Source organism: Tepidibacillus fermentans (assembly GCF_004342885.1).
Taxonomy (GTDB): domain Bacteria; phylum Bacillota; class Bacilli; order Tepidibacillales; family Tepidibacillaceae; genus Tepidibacillus; species Tepidibacillus fermentans.
Genome location: NZ_SMAB01000003.1, coordinates 51,958 through 69,676 on the forward strand (window position 1 = coordinate 51,958; position 17,719 = coordinate 69,676).

Sequence of the window (17,719 nt, forward strand, 5' to 3'; positions counted from 1 at the left end):
ATTAACATAGTTGAAATTGAGATAAATACCATGGCATAAAATGGTTCCAAAAAGACTAAAGAGGGTGCTACAAAGGGTAAAACAGTTATATATATAGCATTACTTTGTAAATCTCTTATTATATCTAGATTAAATAAGAATATTAAAATAATAAAACCGATTGTTTCAATTACCTGTTTAAAATCATACCCATTCCAAAAATAATATAATGAAATAAAAAAAAGTAAGTAAATAGTTCCTACGTATATTTTTAGACTGTATCTCATAGAACACCTCTATTTTAAATACATAGCATAACGAGTTACTTTATTAAATTAACCCCAGGCTAAAATATCCCCATAAGAAACGTTAGCGTTCTTATTGGATTTCATGATCTTCTTGATCATTTTTAACATATCGATGACCTCCCTTAAAATAGATTTTTCCATTTCAAGTTCGGCTCATCTCGTTGTTCTGCTCTGCTCTCGTTATGCTATGCAAACTGGATACCTTACATCAATTGATCCATCCTGCGGTTTAACGCATCTAATGTCGCTTTAGCAATGGATGATAGTAAATCTTTGGTTTTAATCACTGATCCTACAAACATACTCCCCGCACTAGAGGGACGATGAATCACTGTTAACGTTACTACAATGACATCTACTTGTCCCATCTGAACCTCTTTAACCTGATCGATACGAATACTATACTGGTTCAAAATTCGCATGATAGCTGCTGCAGCAGCGTTTGCAATCATGTATTCTAAATCCATTTCGAATGGATGGGCTTCAATACTCTCAATAATCAATTGACCATTGTATTCTAATTGGACGAATCCTTCAACTACTTCATTTGCTTTCTGCACTTGATAGGCGGTGATAAAACGAATTCTTCGTTCCTCTATATTCGATTTATCCTCGAGGTTTTGTTCCACAATACTAATCTTATTATGATTCACACGGTAACCTGCCACATTACGAAAGATTTCTTCTACATCTCGTTTAATTTCTTTTGGATGACGGTTCCCGTCGCTAAAAATCCCAATCGCAATAACTTCCCCTTGTTCGTCAAAATCAACATGAGCGTTATGTACATTTTTTAATGAACGAAATTGTTTTTCTAATTCTAATGATAGGGTTTTGCTCATTTCTCCATCCCCTTATCCTATCTCTCTAATAAAAAAAAAAGATTCTTTTATTAATAAGTTGTCATATTTTAGTTAAAATTGTCAACTGATTTTTTCAATATTAAAGGAATTAGGAGATTCATTATGGAATATAAACTTATCAAGTATTTATCATTTTCAAAGAGAGGGAAAGTATGCAAACCGAACAACAAATGAAACTAGAATATTCATCTAAAAGAAAATTAATCAATCCTCCTTTTCGTTTATTATGGATAGGCCGATTCATTTCCCAATTAGGGGATAAACTTTATTTATTAGCTTTACCTTGGCTCGTACTTGAAATCAGTCATTCAGCCTTATATACGGCGATTACTTTATCATTGGAAATTTTACCAGAAATACTCTTTGGCCCTTTCATTGGGGTATACGTCGACCAGAAATCGAGAAAGAAGCTGATGATTCTTGCGGATTGGTTCAGAGGGATTCTGATCCTTGCCATTACAGTCTTAGCTTATCATGAGAAAATTGAAATCTTTCATATCTATGTGGTTACATTTTTACTTTCAGGATTGACACTACTATTTGACTCTTCTTCTCAAGGTTATTTGTCTCAGATCGTTCCTAAAGATCTTTTAGTTGAAGCCAATGCAAATCTAACATTTGTTGCTACCTTAATGAGATTAGTAGGTCCCTTTTTGTCAGGAGTCTTTATTGGTTGGATCGGAGCAAAAGGAACCATTGGTTTAAATGGTTTATCTTTTATCATATCTGGAATTATTCTTAGCTTCTTACCGAATGATTCGGGCTATGCTAGTGAAAAGATGAATGTTGATAAGATTATAGACGATATGAAAGAGGGATTTCATTATCTTTTTCACCATCAGATTCTGTTCCCTATTGCTTTATTTAGTACCTTTATGAATATCGGTATCTATATGGTCTCGACACTGTTTATTTTTCAGAGTAAAGAAGTATTGGGATATGGTCCAGAACAAACCTCAACGATTTTCTGGGTAAGTGGGATCGTAGCAACATTAACGACATTAAATCTTAAACATTTAAAAAACGTCCTGACGAAAGGAAAGATGATTCGATTGGGGAGTATAGGGGTTTTCCTTGCCATTTTGCTTTTAGTGTTGAATCAATCATTAGTTACCTTTACGCTCTCCTATTCTTTGTTACTGATGATTGGTATTATCGTAAATGTCAATATGATGGCTTATCGTCAGGAAATTATTCCACCCCATTTATTTGGAAGGGTGATGACATCAAGCCGTGTTTTGGTGAATCTATTTTCTCCGGTTGCAATGATAGTCGCTGGTTGGATCGCTACCACATTTTCAGCACAATGGGTTTTTCATATTGCTGCTTTCATCATTTTTATCAATATTTTATATTCCTGGTTTGGCCGCCTTCGTATGATTAAATAATAACGTCTCGCCCTGTTCTAATTGTCCAAATGATTCATAAAAATAGAATGATTGGACAATGAATAGGGGCGAAATACTAATGATGAGAGAAATCATGATTCCTTTGGCCACCGGTCTTGCATTTTTCATGTTCGGAATGAAGATCATGAGAATCGGTTTGGATAAATTATCTGGTGAACATTTACAACAGTTTATCTATCAATTTACGAAAACGCCTTATCATGGTTTTTTTACTGGTACAATCGCTACTCTCTTATTACAAAGCAGTAGTGCTGTTACCGTACTTACCATTGGCCTTATCAATGCGGGAATGATGGACTTTTTCCAAACGATTGGAATCATTTTAGGAACGAATCTGGGCACTGTAGCAACTGTAGAGTTACTTGCATTGGAAATCAGTCGAATTTCAGTTCCCCTTCTATTAATTGGGGCAATCTTCTTTTTATTCCCTTATCCAAAAATTCGAGCGATTGGTCTATTTCTTGGAGGATTTGCTATCATCTTCCTAGGAATGGATGCATTGCAAATGATTTCCGAACCCATAAAGCATACAGGTTGGCTACAAACACTTCTTTCTTACCCGGAACATCAGGATTTGATTGGATTGCTGATTGGAATCATGATGACATCGATTGTCCAATCGAGCAGTGCAACGATCGCAATGACGATGGGAATGTTTTATGGTTCTGCGATTCCCTTAAATTTTGGCTTAGCCATCGTATTAGGAGCTAATATTGGAACCTGTATTACTGCAATTTTGGCAAGTATAGGTGGAAATAAAGAAGGAAAACAAGTAGCAACTGCACATTTACTGCTTAACGTTCTTGGTGTTGCAATCTTTTATCCTCTCATCCCAGAATTTGTGTTTGTAGTTACTCACTTAACTACTTATCCACCAGCGCAAATTGCCCATTTCCAGCTGATTTTCAATCTCCTTAGCTCTTTAGTTGTTCTTCCTTTTGCTAAACCTTTTGCTAGGCTCACACTCTTTTTAGCTCCGAAATAAGAAAGAGTGGGGTATCCATCAAAAAAAGCCGAGTGTTCGATCCTCGGCTTTTTCTATAAAATCGCTAAAATCTTAATAATCGCTTTCCCCTCTTAACCCATTCACAATCGCTACACCTGAACTTGTCCCAATTCGGTTAGCACCTGCTTCGATCATCTTTAACGCTCCTTCAATATCTCGAACACCACCCGAAGCTTTGACGCCCATATCAGGACCAACAGTTTTCCTCATCAGTTTAATATCTTCGTATGTAGCTCCACCATGGCCAAAACCGGTAGAAGTTTTTACAAAATCGGCACCAACCTTTTTACTAATTTCACAGGCTTTTACTTTTTCTTCATCAGTTAAGATCCCCGTTTCAATAATCACCTTAACTAGTGCTTTTCCCTTTGCCGCTTCAACCACAGCACGAATATCTTCTTCTACTACGTCATACTGTTTTGATTTTAAGGCACCAATATTTAAAACCATATCTACTTCTGTAGCACCTTCTTCAATACATTTTTTGGTTTCAAAAGCCTTAACTTCTTTCGTGGTTGCACCTAAAGGAAAACCAATTACAGTACAAACTTTCACATCTGTATCTTTTAATTGTTGATAAGCTCGCGTTACCCAATATGGGTTGATACAAACAGAAGCAAATTCATATATCTTTGCTTCCTTACATAGCTGATCAATCATCTCTGCAGTAGCATCCGGTTTTAATAACGTGTGATCAATCATTCTCGCTAGTTCTTTTGAATTCATTTTTCAATTCCCCCTACTGTAAATTTTCGTATCCTAGTTCCCTTAAAGCTTGTTTCATGATCGAAAGATTATTATCATAGCCTGAGTTTTTTTGTTTTTCCCAAGCTTCTTCTAAGCTCAACCACTTTGCTTGATTAATTTCACTTTCTTGAACTTTTAATAAATAATTTTTTGCCTCGACCAAATAATAATAAACCTCTTTCTCCACTTTGCCATGAACTGGATGATAGTATTCATAATATACTTTTTCGAGTGGCTTGACAATTTCCCCTTCAATTCCAGTTTCTTCCTGTATTTCTCGTATTGCTGTTTCCGAATAAGATTCACCTTTTTCAACTTTTCCTTTGGGCAAAGTCCATTTATGACATCGATCAACAATCATTAACAGCTGTGTAGTTTCTCCTCGAAAGAAAACAACTCCCCCAGCAGATACTTCCTTCATAAATTTTTTCCCTCCTTACCATCAAATTGTATATTTTCTTACCACATCGGAAAGTTTAACTTCTTTAAAGTAATAAATCTGAGTTAAACTTGAATGATCGGCATAAAAAACTACCTTTAAAGAAGAACTCGACTACATCTTCGAAAAGACTTCGATAGAAGTTTTTTTATATCTTAAGATGATCTAGACAAAGCGATTTCATAATTAAAAAGTACAAAAAAGGTGATCCGTTGAGATCACCTTCGATGTTAGCTCACTGCTGTTTCTTCTTCAACTTGGACAAGTGTTCCATGGCAATATTCTAGACCAACACGGTCGATTCTCACTTTACATATCTTACCAACTATATCTTGCGTTCCTTTAAAAGCGACATGGAGATAATTATCAGAGTAACCTGTATAAAGTCCGCTATTTGGATCTTCTTTATATGGTGTTTCTGGAATAACCTCCAAAATTTGTCTTAAGAACTTGTTCGCATATTTCATCTTTAGCCAGTTGGATAATTCAATGAGTTTTTGCACTCGTTCATGTTTTACCTCTTCGGGAACCTGATCTGGCATTTTCGCTGCTGGAGTTCCAGATCGTTTGGAATAAGGGAAAACATGCATTTCTGCAAATTCCAGCTCTTCCATAAAACGATAACCATTTAGGAATTGCTCTTCTGTTTCACCTGGAAAACCGACAATGACATCTGTAGTAATCGCAACATCGGGTAAAACCTTGCGAATTTCCATGATCTTATTCCGATATTCTTCCGTTGTATAGTTGCGTTTCATTCGTTGTAATACTTCATCATCTCCGGCTTGCAATGGAATGTGAAGATGACGAACAATACTTGTAGAATTTTTTAATACTTCTAGTATTTCATCCGTAATCTGGCTAGCCTCAATCGAGCTAATTCGAATGCGTTTTAATCCTTCTACTTGATCAAGCTCTTTTAGCAATTTCGCCAGACTATAATCTTCTAAATCCTCTCCATATCCTCCTGTGTGAATACCCGTTAAAACAATCTCTTTATATCCTGCGGCAACTAATTGTCTAGCCTGTTTCAATACGTTCTCTGGTTTCCGACTTCGTAATAAACCTCGAGCCCACGGAATGATACAGAAGGTGCAGAAGTTATTGCACCCTTCTTGGATCTTTAATGATGCCCTTGTTCGGTCTGAAAAAGAAGGTACATCTAATTCCTCAAATTCTTTTGTCTTCATAATATTGTAGACGGCATTGATCGGCTCTCTTTTCCGTCGATATTCCTCTACGTATTCAACAATCTTCTCACGCCCCTGATTGCCAACAACAATATCTACCCCGGGAATATCGAGAACGTCACCAGGTGCAATCTGGGCATAGCATCCCGTCACCACGATTACTGCGTCTGGGTTTCTTTTAATCGCTCTTCGAATCACTTGTCTACTTTTTTTATCTCCCGTATTCGTTACGGTACAAGTATTGATCACATAAACATCCGCTTTTTTATCAAAATCAACTCGCTCATAACCATGCTTTCTGAACAACTGGTAGATTGCTTCTGTTTCGTATTGATTTACTTTACATCCTAGAGTATGAAATGCAATGGTAGTCAATGTTTATCCTCGCTTTCCTTCTAGATGATAGAGTATATTGGCAACCCCCACAAGTCCAGCTGTTTCCGTACGCAAAATTCGTTTCCCTAAGGAAATTGATATGGCTCCCCTTTTTATTGCTTCTTGTACTTCATGAGTGGAAAATCCCCCTTCAGGGCCGATTACTAGCAGCAATCTCTTTTGTTCTGAATTCTTTGATAGAGCTTGATATAAAGTTATGGTATTTTCCTGTTCATAGGCAATAAGCGTAAACTCTTTCTGTATTAAATCTAATAATCCTTCCCAGGTCAAAACGGGATGAATTTTGGGAATTGCACTTCGATGAGCTTGCTCAGCCGCTTCTTTAGCAATTTTACGCCAGCGCTCTAAACGCTTTTGTTCTTTATTTTCATCCAACTGGACAATTGTTCTTTCGGATGTGAATGGGAGAAATGATGTGACGCCAATCTCTGTCCCTTTTTGGATAATCCAATCCATCTTATCTCCTTTTGGTAATCCTTGTGCCAAGATCACTTCGAAAGGAGATTCGTTGTTTTCTTGAATCACTTCTTCGATATTGCAGATAACTTGGTCTCGCTCGATTTTTTTTATTTTCCCTAGAACATCCAAACCCTCACCATTAGAGCAGATGATCATATCCCCTTGTTTTAATCGCAAAACTTTGCTGATATGTTTTACATCATCTCCCTTGATGAATACCTGATCATCCAAAAATTGGTCCTTATGAACAAAATATCTTTGCATTTCTATATCCCTACTATCTTATACTTTTTTTGCAATAAAAGCTATCCAATCTTCCTGTGTAAGTGTTTCCTCAATAACCAAACCTTCCCGTTCAATTACTTCTTTTACCAATTCACTTTTGGATTGGATAATTCCAGAAGCAATAAAGTAGCCATTTGGTTTGAGTACCCTTGCTACATCATTGACGAAACGTAGAATAACCTCTGCCAAAATATTTGCAACAACGATTTCCACTTGATCCTCGATATGATCTAATAAGTTATTTTGTTTTACCTCAACCATTTGATCAACGTGATTTAGCTTTATATTTAATTTTGCACTTTTTACCGCAACTTCATCTAAATCAAGTGCTAATACATGTTTTGCTCCCAATTTTGCAGCAGCGATACTCAAGACACCTGTACCACATCCAACATCAATCACTTTTTCATCCCCATTAATCACTTTTTCTAATGCTTGAATACACATCACTGTTGTAGGATGGGTTCCTGTTCCAAAGGCCATCCCCGGATCTAATTCAATGACATGTTGACCTGGTTTTTCTTCTACTTCTTCCCATGTTGGAGTGATTAAGATTTTCTCAGAAACCTGAACGGGTTTGTAGTATTTTTTCCATCCTGAAGCCCAATCTTCTTCATTCACTTCAGAAATGGATACATGTCCTGCCCCAATGTTAATATCATAAGTTAATAGATTATTAATCGCTGATTTAATTTGCTCAACCGTTTCCATGAGATAACTATTAAGCGGAAAATATGCTTTGACATAAACACCTTCCTCTGGAAAATCTTCAGGAGAAAGTTCGTACACCTCACCATAAGGAGATTCCCACTCTCGCTCAAGAACTTCTGGGTCTTCAATAATAACTCCACCAGCACCTGCCTCGTGAAGAATATTCGCAACCGCTTCGATTGCTTCTTGTGTCGTATGAATTGTAATTTCGGACCATTTCATAAACGTTCATTCCTCCTAAAGTTTCCATTCAATTAAAAGAAGAAAAATGGGGGTTATTCCCCCATAAAGGCTTTTTTCATACGCTCAAAAAAGGATTTGGATTGCTGGTGGGTTTCCTCACCACTGAGATTACCTAATTCCCTTAGTAATTCTTTTTGTCGCTCTGTTAAATTCGTAGGAGTCACGACAACAACCTTTACATGCTGATCTCCTCTACCACCAAAACGTAGGTGGGGTACTCCTTTTCCTTTTAAACGAAAACTGGTTCCGGTTTGTGTCCCTGCAGGTATTTTTAATTTCACTCGACCATCAAGAGTAGGAACTTCGATCTCATCTCCTAATGCTGCCTGTGCAAAGGTTAGTGGGACTTCACAGTAAATATTATCTCCATCTCTTTCAAAGAAATCGTGAGGTTTGACATGTAAGAGAATAAATAAATCACCAGGTGGTCCTCCATTTACCCCAGGTTCTCCTTCCCCACTTACCCGCAATTGCGAACCATCATCCACTCCTGCAGGAATTTTCACATGAATTTTTTTATTCTTCTTCACACGACCTGTTCCATAGCAATCCGTACATTTATGGGGAATGATTTTTCCTTTTCCTTGACATGCTGTACAAATTCGACGATTTACAATTCGACCAAATGGGGTATTCTGAACTACTTCTTGTTGTCCAGTTCCTTTACATACGGAACAGGTTTCTACTTTGGTTCCTGGTTTTGCCCCTGTACCATGACAAGTATCACATTCTTCTTCCCGTGGAATGGTGATATCTGTTTCTTTTCCGAAAACAGCTTCCTTGAATTCTAATGTCATACTATATTGGAGATCAGCACCTCTTCTTGGTGCATTGGGGTTACGTTGTCTCCTTCCACCACCGAAAAACATATCGAAGATATCGCCAAAATCTCCAAAATCAGCACTGCTAAAACCACCGCCACCAAATCCTCCGCCACCAAATCCAGCAGTAGGATCTTCATGACCAAACTGGTCATAGCGGGCTCTTTTATTTGGATCACTTAGAACCTCATATGCTTCTTTTACTTCTTTAAATTTCTCTACTGCATCAGGTTCTTTATTCACATCAGGATGATATTGACGAGCCAATTTGCGGTATGCCTTTTTTATTTCATCCTCAGTGGCGTTTTTACTGACTCCTAAGACTTCGTAATAGTCTCGTTTACTCATCGAATCACCACCGTTCTTTTCATATTGATGAAAACAAGAGAAAAGCCAAAGCCAAGAAACACGACTTTGACTTTCTCCTTTTATTTACAGTATGCAATATTATTCTTTCTTGTCATCTTTTACTTCTTCATAATCGACGTCAACAACATTCTCTTTATTTTGAGATTGATTATTCGTTGTCCCTTGTGCATTTTGTGCTTGTGCTTGTTCATAGAGTTTCACAGAAAGTTGTTGTACAATGCCAGCAAGTTTTTCATTTGCTGCCTTGATTTCTTCGATATTATTACCTTCTAGTGCTTTCTTCAAAGCTTCTTTTGCTTCATTTGCCTTGTCAATCTCCGCTTTATCGATTTTTCCTTCTAAGTCTTTGAGTGTTTTTTCCGTTTGATAAATCATGGAGTCGGCTTGGTTACGAATTTCAACTTCTTCTTTGCGTTTACGGTCTTCTTCAGCGTGTGATTCAGCCTCTTTCACCATTCTTTCGATTTCTTCTTGGCTTAAACCGCTAGAAGAAGTGATGGTAATTTTTTGACTCTTACCTGTACCTAGATCTTTTGCAGATACATTTACAATACCGTTAGCGTCAATATCAAAAGTAACTTCAATTTGTGGAATTCCACGTGGTGCTGGTGGAATATCATGTAATTGGAAACGACCTAATGTTTTGTTATAAGCTGCCATTTCACGTTCTCCTTGAAGAACATGAATATCTACAGATGTCTGATTGTCAGCAGCGGTAGAGAAAATTTGTGATTTACTTGTTGGGATCGTTGTATTTCTTGGGATTAATTTGGTAAATACTCCACCAAGGGTTTCAATACCTAAGGATAATGGTGTAACGTCAAGTAAAACAACGTCCTTCACATCACCCGTAAGAACTCCTGCCTGAATCGCTGCACCAATAGCAACAACTTCATCTGGGTTCACCCCTTTATATGGTTCTTTCCCAATGAACTTCTTAATCGCTTCTTGAACAGCAGGAATCCGTGTTGATCCACCAACAAGGATGACTTTATCGATATCGTTTGGTGTTAATCCTGCATCTTGTAATGCTTGACGAGTTGGGCCCATTGTTCTTTCAACTAAATCTGCAGTTAACTCTTCAAATTTGGCACGAGTTAAGTTGACTTCTAAGTGTTTTGGACCTGTTGCATCTGCAGTGATAAATGGTAATGAGATAGTAGTTGTTAAAACTCCAGAAAGTTCTTTTTTCGCTTTCTCAGCAGCATCTTTTAAACGTTGTAAAGCCATTTTATCTTGGCTTAAGTCAATCCCATTTTCTTTCTTAAAAATATCGATTAAATAATCGATTATGGCTTGGTCAAAATCGTCGCCACCAAGTCGGTTATCTCCACTGGTAGCTTTTACTTCGAAGATTCCATCTCCTAATTCAAGAATCGATACGTCAAAGGTTCCACCACCAAGGTCATAAACAAGGATGGTTTGGTCTTCTTCTTTATCTAAACCATAAGCGAGAGACGCAGCAGTTGGTTCGTTAATAATTCTCAACACTTCTAAGCCAGCAATTTTACCTGCATCTTTCGTTGCTTGACGTTGGCTATCGTTGAAGTAAGCAGGAACCGTAATGACAGCTTGAGTAATTTTTTCTCCTAAGTAAGCCTCGGCATCAGCCTTTAATTTTTGAAGGATAATTGCAGATATTTCTTGTGGTGTATATTCTTTACCATCAATATTTACTTTATAGTTTGTACCCATATGGCGTTTAATCGAGATGACTGTATTTGGATTTGTAATCGCTTGACGTTTTGCTACTTCCCCAACTAATCGTTGCCCATCTTTGGTGAAAGCAACGACGGATGGAGTTGTACGGTTACCTTCAGCATTTGGTATGACAACAGGTTCTCCACCTTCTAATACTGCGACACAAGAGTTAGTAGTTCCTAAGTCAATTCCTATTACTTTTCCCATGATCGATTACCTCCTATTTCATTTTTCTTTTATGCATTTACTTTAACCATTGAGGGTCGAAGAACTTTATCTTTGAATTTATATCCTTTTTGTAATTCTTCAACTACAACCCCTGATTCATATTCATCTGTTTGGACTTGCATAACTGCTTGATGAAGTTCAGGATTGAATGGTTGACCAACTGCTTCAATCGGTTGAAGTCCTTCTTGGTTTAGAACTTGTTCAATTTGTCGATAAACCATTTCTATTCCTTGAACAAGAGATTCAAAGTTTTGGGTTTCTTTACTCGAACTAACCGCCCTTTGAAGATTATCATAGGCAGGTAATAATGCTTCTACTAAGCGGGCGGCGGCGTATTTAGCCGTTTCTTCTTTTTCAAGTCTCGTTCTTTTTCGAAAATTATCAAAATCTGCATGTACACGTAAAAGTTTATTTTGCAACTCATCAATCGTTTGTTTTAAGGTATTAACCTCATCATCTGTTTGTTCAATGATTTCTTTTTGAGTTTCTTCCTTATCAGCATCGACTGATTCATTCTTCTTCGTTTCTTCTTTTTCCATTTCCTCTGACATCACTGTAGATTGGTCCTTCGTTTTTTCTGTCATTGAGTCACCTCCTAATCATGGTCAACAGATCTCATTTTTATAATGGTTTGAATGCGAAGAATCGCCTCTGCAATCTCTCCAGCAGCCCTCAAGGCATGAATTTTAACGAGAGATGGATCAATGACTCCAACCTCTTCCATATCGATCACTTTACCCGTATCAGCATGAATTCCTAAGGAGTCTTTCTTTTGTTTATTTTGAGCAACTTTCACCTCTTCCAGCTTTTCCAATGGATTAAATCCTGCGTTCCAGATGATCTGAGCCATTGGCTTTCGCAAAGCGGTTGCAACCACTTGCAGACCATGGCCTTCCATTCCCTGAACTTGTTCTATTAACTTTTCAATTTCTCTAGCTGCCCAAAATTCGATTGCACCACCACCTGGAACATATCCCCCACGAATAGCTGCTTGTACGGATGAGGCTGCATCTTTCGCAATTCGCTCTCTTTCTTCAACAATTTCGCCTGTAGATGCTCCAACAAGAATCGTGGCCATTGGCTTTCCTTTACCACCTATGATTCTTATTTTCTGTAACATTTGATCCTCTAGTACTTCTTCAGCATGGCCAACATATGCTTTTAGTTCCTCCACTTCCTTATGAAGACCTGTGCGTTTGATTGTTTTCGCACCTGTATGTTCAACGAGACGCTTTAAATCTTGCCTTGACAACCTTTGTATCACCATAATTCCATGATCAATACAATATTCCTCTGCTAAAGGATCAACGCCTCGATCAACGGCAATCACGTTGACCCCTAATAAAGGAATTTTTACTAAATTCTTTTGGAATTCAGCTTTATATTCTAAATATTTGCGAAAACCAACTTCTGTACCTAATGCTTCGTCATCAATATCTTCAGGTTCAAATGCATCTTCAATCACCAAAATGTTTGCATTGATCAATTTCTTAGGCATCTGGATATTCATCCGTTTTTTGCTGAGGATCAAACCAGAGATTAATTCATTCTCCGTTCCTTCATAAGCCATAATCGATTCAGCGAATTTATATTCAGGATTAAGCAGTTTTTCTTTTGTCATTAACCTAGCGGCATCTATGATTAACTCAGCAATATCTTCATGTTCCCGTCCAGCAATATAAGCCACTTGACGTAATGATGATTCGGATAAATCAGCAATCATCCGCACTTTCGATCGGATAAGATCGATTGCATAGTCGATTCCCTTTTTCATTCCAGCGATAACTTTTGCAACTGGCACACCGCGATTTACTTGGTTTACTGCTTCAGTTAATAATTCACTAGCTAGAACCGTAGCCGTCGTTGTGCCATCACCAATTTCATTTTGCTGTGACCTGGCTACTTGTATCAGCATCTTCGCTGCAGGATGACTCGCTTCCATCTTCTCTAAGATCGTTACCCCATCATTTGTAACGATTACTTGACCATTTTCATCCACCAGCATCGTATCCAAACCTTTTGGGCCTAGTGTTCCTTCAACCGCAGACGCCACAGCTTTAATCGCGTTTACATTGGTATGTAAAACAGTCAAGCGGTCATCATAATCATGGCCGGTTTGGTTTTGCTTGCTCATTCATGTCATCCTTTCAATTGAAAATGGGGAAAATTCCCCATTTCCATAAATCCCCTATTATTTTTGGGATATTTTCCTTCTATTTATACAATCTAGTAATGAAATTTGAAAAATCTTGGGTTAAAAATTCAAGAATCCGAATCACACGGCTGTAATCCATTCTCGTCGGCCCAAAAATACCGATTTTCCCTAATAAGACTCCATCCACTTCATATGTTGCAGTAATAATGCTACTATTAGTAGCTGCTTCTACGGTATTTTCTGAGCCAATTCTCACTTCAATTCCTTTTTGACTGGATTTCATCAATTCTCGAACATCTTCTGTTTTTTCAAACATCATCAAAAGATCTTTGATTGTATTGATATCATTAAATTCTGGTTGATTTAAGATATTTGTTGTCCCACCGACATAGATTTTATGGTCAGCTTGGTTATCAAGATCTTGAAGAATTGCCTGATCAATCAATTGCATCATTTGTTCATATTCACTAATGTTTTTTTGCAATTCTTGCTGAAGTTCAACAAAGATTTTTGATTTTAATTGATATAACGGAATACCCGTCAACTTAATGTTCAGGAAGCGAACCATCTTCTCAATCGAATCGATTGAAATTTCGTTCGGAATGGTTAACGTTTTATGTTGAACCTTTCCAGTATTAGTAACCAAAATAACAACTAATCTTTGATCAGATAAAGGAACAATTTGGACATGTTTTAACTTGGTATGATAAATCTCTGGACCAAGGATAATACTTGTATAATTGGTGATTTGCGATAGAATTATAGCAGTTTGTTCTAAAATCTGCTCGAATTCGTTAAATTGCTTCGTAAAGATATGGCTTATATTCGTTAGTATCTCTTTAGAGATTTTGATATTCTTTGGATTGATTAAATGATCCACATAATACCGATATCCTTTATTGGATGGAATTCGACCTGCTGAAGTATGGGGTTGCTCTAAGTAACCCATTTCTTCGAGGTCAGCCATTTCATTACGGATGGTTGCCGGACTATAACCGATATCATGCCGTTTCGAAATCGCTCTCGATCCAACAGGTTCAGCAGATTCTATATAGCTATTCACCACTGCAGCCAAAATCAGTTTCTGTCTATCCGTAAGCACACCATCCACCTCCATCAATATTATTAGCACTCACATCTAACGAGTGCTAAAAAATCTATTTAAAAAATACCAAAATTAAACCCGTTTTGTCAATGCTTCATGAAATAAATTCAGCAAAGACTTCATTCCCGTAAATGAGTCCTTTTTTAGTTAGACGAATCCCAATTTCATCTTTTATTAATAACCCCTTGTCGACGAGTTCAGAAATTTGTGAACCGAATTTTGTTTCGATCGATTCACCAAAGATTCGTTCATAGTCCGCGATTTTTACACCCTCTAACAACCTTAATCCCAGCATCAGCATATCCTCTTTTTTCTCTTCTATAGAGACTTCATGCTCTTCAATTCGAGGGAGTTGTTGTTCTTTTTCTATTTTTTCAATATAAGGAACAACCCCTTTAAGATTCATATGCCTTTTTCCATTTAAATATCCGTGAGCACCCGCACCAAACCCATAATAGTCTTCATTTTTCCAATAGGTGATATTATGCTTACTTTTAAACCCTTTTTTGGCAAAATTGCTAATCTCGTATTGTCGATACCCATGTATTTCCATCTGTTCAATCGTCATTAAATACATATTTAATTCATCGTCTTCAGGTGGTAACGGCAATTGATTTCTTTCAAATAATCGATGAAATAAGGTATTTTCTTCTACTTTTAAACTATAAACAGAGAAATGAGGTAAATCTAATTCAAAAGCTTTGTCTAAACTCTCTTTTACCATACTGAGCGTTTGATTGGGGAGTCCAATCATTAAGTCGATATTGATATTCGTAAATCCAACTTTATGTGCGTTATCCACACTTTGGTATACATCTCGCACATTATGAATTCGTCCAATATAGGAGAGGAGGCCGTCTTGAAAAGCTTGAACACCCATACTTAGTCGATTCACGCCATAATCTTTCATGATCTGTAACTTTTCAATTTCTACTGTTCCTGGGTTGGCTTCCATGGTAAACTCAATCTCTTGATCCCAACTTTGGAAATGATTTTTCACGCTTTTGAGAAAGTATTCCATTTCTTGCAGAGAAAGTACCGTTGGAGTTCCTCCGCCAACGAAAATGGTTTTAACCTTCTTTATCGGGATGATTTCCAATGTTTTCTTCATTTCTAGATCCAGTGCTTTTAGATAATCCATAACAGGTTGACCTTGTGCAATATAGGAGTTAAAGTCACAATAGTGACATTTGTTGGTACAAAAAGGAATATGAATATAAACCGCATGTGCCATTTAAAACATCACCTCTAGAGTAAAAAAACTTCCATCGAAGTCGTTTCGAAGATGTAGTCGAGTCCTTTTCTTTAGCGGAAGTTTTTTATGCCGATCGTTCAAGTTTAACTTCGATTTATTACTTTAATGAAGTTAAACTTTCCGATGTGGTAAGAAAACCTACACCTATGTGTAGGTTTGAATTGTTTTATTTATTGTTGATCCATTTTTAAAACAGCCATAAATGCCTCTTGTGGAACCTCTACTGTACCCAAGGCTTTCATTCGCTTTTTCCCTTCTTTTTGTTTCTCTAATAATTTTCTCTTTCTCGTAATATCCCCGCCATAACATTTAGCAAGAACATTTTTCCGCATTGCGCTAATCGTTTCTCTAGCAATGACTTTGTTACCAATTGCTGCCTGAATGGGTACTTCAAACATTTGCCGTGGAATCAGTTGTTTTAATTTTTCTGCAATTTGTCTTCCTTTTTGATAAGCTTTGTCTTTATGAACAATAAAGGAAAGGGCATCTACTTTTTCACCATTTAATAGAATATCGACACGAACTAATTTCGAAGGTTTATATCCTGTCAATTCATAATCAAAAGAAGCATAACCTTTTGTACTTGATTTTAACTGATCAAAGAAATCATATACAATCTCGGATAATGGCATATTGTACGTTAAGGTAACCCGATTGGTATCTAGATATTGCATATCAAGAAACTCTCCGCGTTTTGACTGGCAAAGTTCCATGACTGCCCCAACATAATCATTGGGTACCATAATCGAAGCCTTTACATAAGGTTCCTCGATAAAATCAATATTTCCTGGTTCTGGCATATTCGATGGATTATCAATGATCAATTTTTCCCCATTCGTCTTTGTTACATGATAAACCACACTAGGTGCTGTTGTAATGATATTAATTCCAAATTCCCGTTCAATTCGTTCTTGAATAATCTCCATATGAAGAAGTCCTAAAAAGCCACAACGAAAACCAAAACCAAGGGCTGTCGAAGTCTCTGGTTCATATTTTAGCGCTGCATCATTTAACTCTAATTTTTCCAAAGCTTCCCTTAAGTCATCATAGTCTTTCGTTTCTACTGGATATAATCCACAATAAACCATTGGGTTTACTTTTCGGTAACCTGGTAATGGCTCTTTCGCTGGACGTTTTGCATCGGTGATCGTATCCCCAACTCGGGTATCTTTTACATTCTTAATGGAGGCCACGACAAAACCAACATCGCCAACCGATAACTGATCCACTTGCGTCATTTTTGGTTTGAATACCCCTACTTCTGTTACTTCAAACGTTTTATCCGTGGACATCATTTTAATCTTCATTCCTGGTTTAATCGACCCATTCACTACACGAATATAGGTAATAACCCCTTTATATGGATCATAGTGCGAATCAAAAATTAATGCCTGTAAAGGGTCGTCACTATTCCCAGAGGGAGCTGGCACTTTTTTAACAATTTGTTCTAAGATTTCCTCAATACCTATTCCTACTTTCGCAGAAGCCAATACAGCTTCTGAAACATCCAATCCGATCACATCTTCAATTTCCTGTTTCACTCGTTCTGGTTCTGCACTAGGTAGATCAATTTTGTTAACTACCGGTATAATCTCCAAATCATTTTCAAGCGCCAAATATACATTGGCCAGCGTTTGCGCTTCGATTCCTTGAGCTGCATCTACTACTAAAACAGCCCCTTCACAAGCTGCTAAAGATCGGGAAACTTCATAGGTAAAGTCCACATGTCCAGGTGTATCTATTAAATTAAGAATATATTCATTCCCATCTTTTGCTTTATAATTTAAACGAACGGCTTGTAGTTTAATGGTAATACCTCGTTCACGTTCTAAATCCATTTGGTCAAGAACTTGATCTTCCATTTCCCGTTGGGTTAAAGCACCCGTAAATTCAAGGATACGATCGGCCAAGGTTGATTTACCATGGTCGATATGGGCAATGATAGAAAAATTACGAATTCTTCTTTGTCGTTCTTGGTCGTTCATATAATCCCATTCCCTTCTAAAAACCCTTCCGAAAAGAAACACAAATACACTTCTATTAATTATAT

General features: G+C 37.2%; 15 protein-coding genes. 2 read left to right on the top strand and 13 right to left on the bottom strand.

What is annotated here, in order from left to right; translation table 11 throughout:
* Nucleotides 1-490 precede the first annotated feature (490 nt).
* Nucleotides 491-1,129 carry a hypothetical protein gene (locus EDD72_RS02920; RefSeq protein ID WP_132767137.1) on the bottom strand — a complete coding sequence of 213 codons (639 nt, stop codon included), beginning with the start codon at nucleotides 1,127-1,129 and terminating at the stop codon, nucleotides 491-493.
* A 173-nt stretch (nucleotides 1,130-1,302) separates the two neighbouring features.
* Here EDD72_RS02920 and EDD72_RS02925 point away from each other — a divergent pair, with 173 nt between their 5' ends.
* Together EDD72_RS02925 and EDD72_RS02930 are read left to right on the top strand one after the other, a co-directional pair.
* On the top strand, nucleotides 1,303-2,538 hold the full coding sequence (locus tag EDD72_RS02925; RefSeq protein WP_132767138.1) for an MFS transporter: 1,236 nt from the start codon (nucleotides 1,303-1,305) through the stop codon (nucleotides 2,536-2,538).
* 58 nt (nucleotides 2,539-2,596) lie between these two features.
* Complete coding sequence (locus EDD72_RS02930) at nucleotides 2,597-3,544, top strand: Na/Pi cotransporter family protein (protein WP_132767139.1); 948 nt, start codon at nucleotides 2,597-2,599, stop codon at nucleotides 3,542-3,544.
* Nucleotides 3,545-3,616: 72 nt separating this feature from the next.
* On the opposite strand, the gene deoC is transcribed toward EDD72_RS02930, so the two are convergent.
* The 12 genes from deoC to lepA all read right to left on the bottom strand — a co-directional run bounded on the left by deoC (nucleotide 3,617) and on the right by lepA (nucleotide 17,654).
* Nucleotides 3,617-4,291, bottom strand: coding sequence for a deoxyribose-phosphate aldolase (deoC, locus tag EDD72_RS02935; protein ID WP_132767140.1), 675 nt, complete (start codon nucleotides 4,289-4,291; stop codon nucleotides 3,617-3,619).
* Between the two features lie 13 nt (nucleotides 4,292-4,304).
* The gene (locus EDD72_RS02940; protein ID WP_132767141.1) at nucleotides 4,305-4,733 is read right to left on the bottom strand and encodes an NUDIX hydrolase; all 429 of its coding nucleotides are present in this window, start codon (nucleotides 4,731-4,733) and stop codon (nucleotides 4,305-4,307) included.
* 248 nt (nucleotides 4,734-4,981) lie between these two features.
* Nucleotides 4,982-6,316 (bottom strand): tRNA (N(6)-L-threonylcarbamoyladenosine(37)-C(2))-methylthiotransferase MtaB, encoded by a 1,335-nt coding sequence (mtaB, locus tag EDD72_RS02945; protein WP_132767142.1) that lies wholly within the window; start codon nucleotides 6,314-6,316, stop codon nucleotides 4,982-4,984.
* Between the two features lie 3 nt (nucleotides 6,317-6,319).
* Nucleotides 6,320-7,060: a 16S rRNA (uracil(1498)-N(3))-methyltransferase gene (locus EDD72_RS02950; protein WP_132767143.1), complete on the bottom strand. Its 741-nt coding sequence runs from the start codon at nucleotides 7,058-7,060 to the stop codon at nucleotides 6,320-6,322.
* A gap of 18 nt (nucleotides 7,061-7,078) precedes the next feature.
* Nucleotides 7,079-8,014, bottom strand: a complete 936-nt coding sequence (gene prmA / locus EDD72_RS02955; RefSeq protein ID WP_132767144.1) for a 50S ribosomal protein L11 methyltransferase — start codon at nucleotides 8,012-8,014, stop codon at nucleotides 7,079-7,081.
* A gap of 53 nt (nucleotides 8,015-8,067) precedes the next feature.
* On the bottom strand, nucleotides 8,068-9,204 hold the full coding sequence (gene dnaJ, locus EDD72_RS02960; RefSeq protein ID WP_132767145.1) for a molecular chaperone DnaJ: 1,137 nt from the start codon (nucleotides 9,202-9,204) through the stop codon (nucleotides 8,068-8,070).
* Between the two features lie 99 nt (nucleotides 9,205-9,303).
* Nucleotides 9,304-11,133, bottom strand: coding sequence for a molecular chaperone DnaK (dnaK, locus tag EDD72_RS02965; RefSeq protein WP_132767146.1), 1,830 nt, complete (start codon nucleotides 11,131-11,133; stop codon nucleotides 9,304-9,306).
* A 29-nt stretch (nucleotides 11,134-11,162) separates the two neighbouring features.
* Nucleotides 11,163-11,738, bottom strand: coding sequence for a nucleotide exchange factor GrpE (grpE, locus tag EDD72_RS02970; RefSeq protein ID WP_132767147.1), 576 nt, complete (start codon nucleotides 11,736-11,738; stop codon nucleotides 11,163-11,165).
* Between the two features lie 11 nt (nucleotides 11,739-11,749).
* Nucleotides 11,750-13,288, bottom strand: coding sequence for a TCP-1/cpn60 chaperonin family protein (locus EDD72_RS02975; protein WP_132767148.1), 1,539 nt, complete (start codon nucleotides 13,286-13,288; stop codon nucleotides 11,750-11,752).
* Nucleotides 13,289-13,367: 79 nt separating this feature from the next.
* Nucleotides 13,368-14,411, bottom strand: coding sequence for a heat-inducible transcriptional repressor HrcA (gene hrcA, locus EDD72_RS02980; protein ID WP_132767149.1), 1,044 nt, complete (start codon nucleotides 14,409-14,411; stop codon nucleotides 13,368-13,370).
* Between the two features lie 97 nt (nucleotides 14,412-14,508).
* Entirely contained in the window at nucleotides 14,509-15,648 is a 1,140-nt protein-coding gene (gene hemW, locus EDD72_RS02985; protein WP_132767150.1) for a radical SAM family heme chaperone HemW, read from the bottom strand.
* A 191-nt stretch (nucleotides 15,649-15,839) separates the two neighbouring features.
* Entirely contained in the window at nucleotides 15,840-17,654 is a 1,815-nt protein-coding gene (lepA, locus tag EDD72_RS02990; protein WP_132767151.1) for a translation elongation factor 4, read from the bottom strand.
* Between the last annotated feature and the right edge of the window lie 65 nt (nucleotides 17,655-17,719).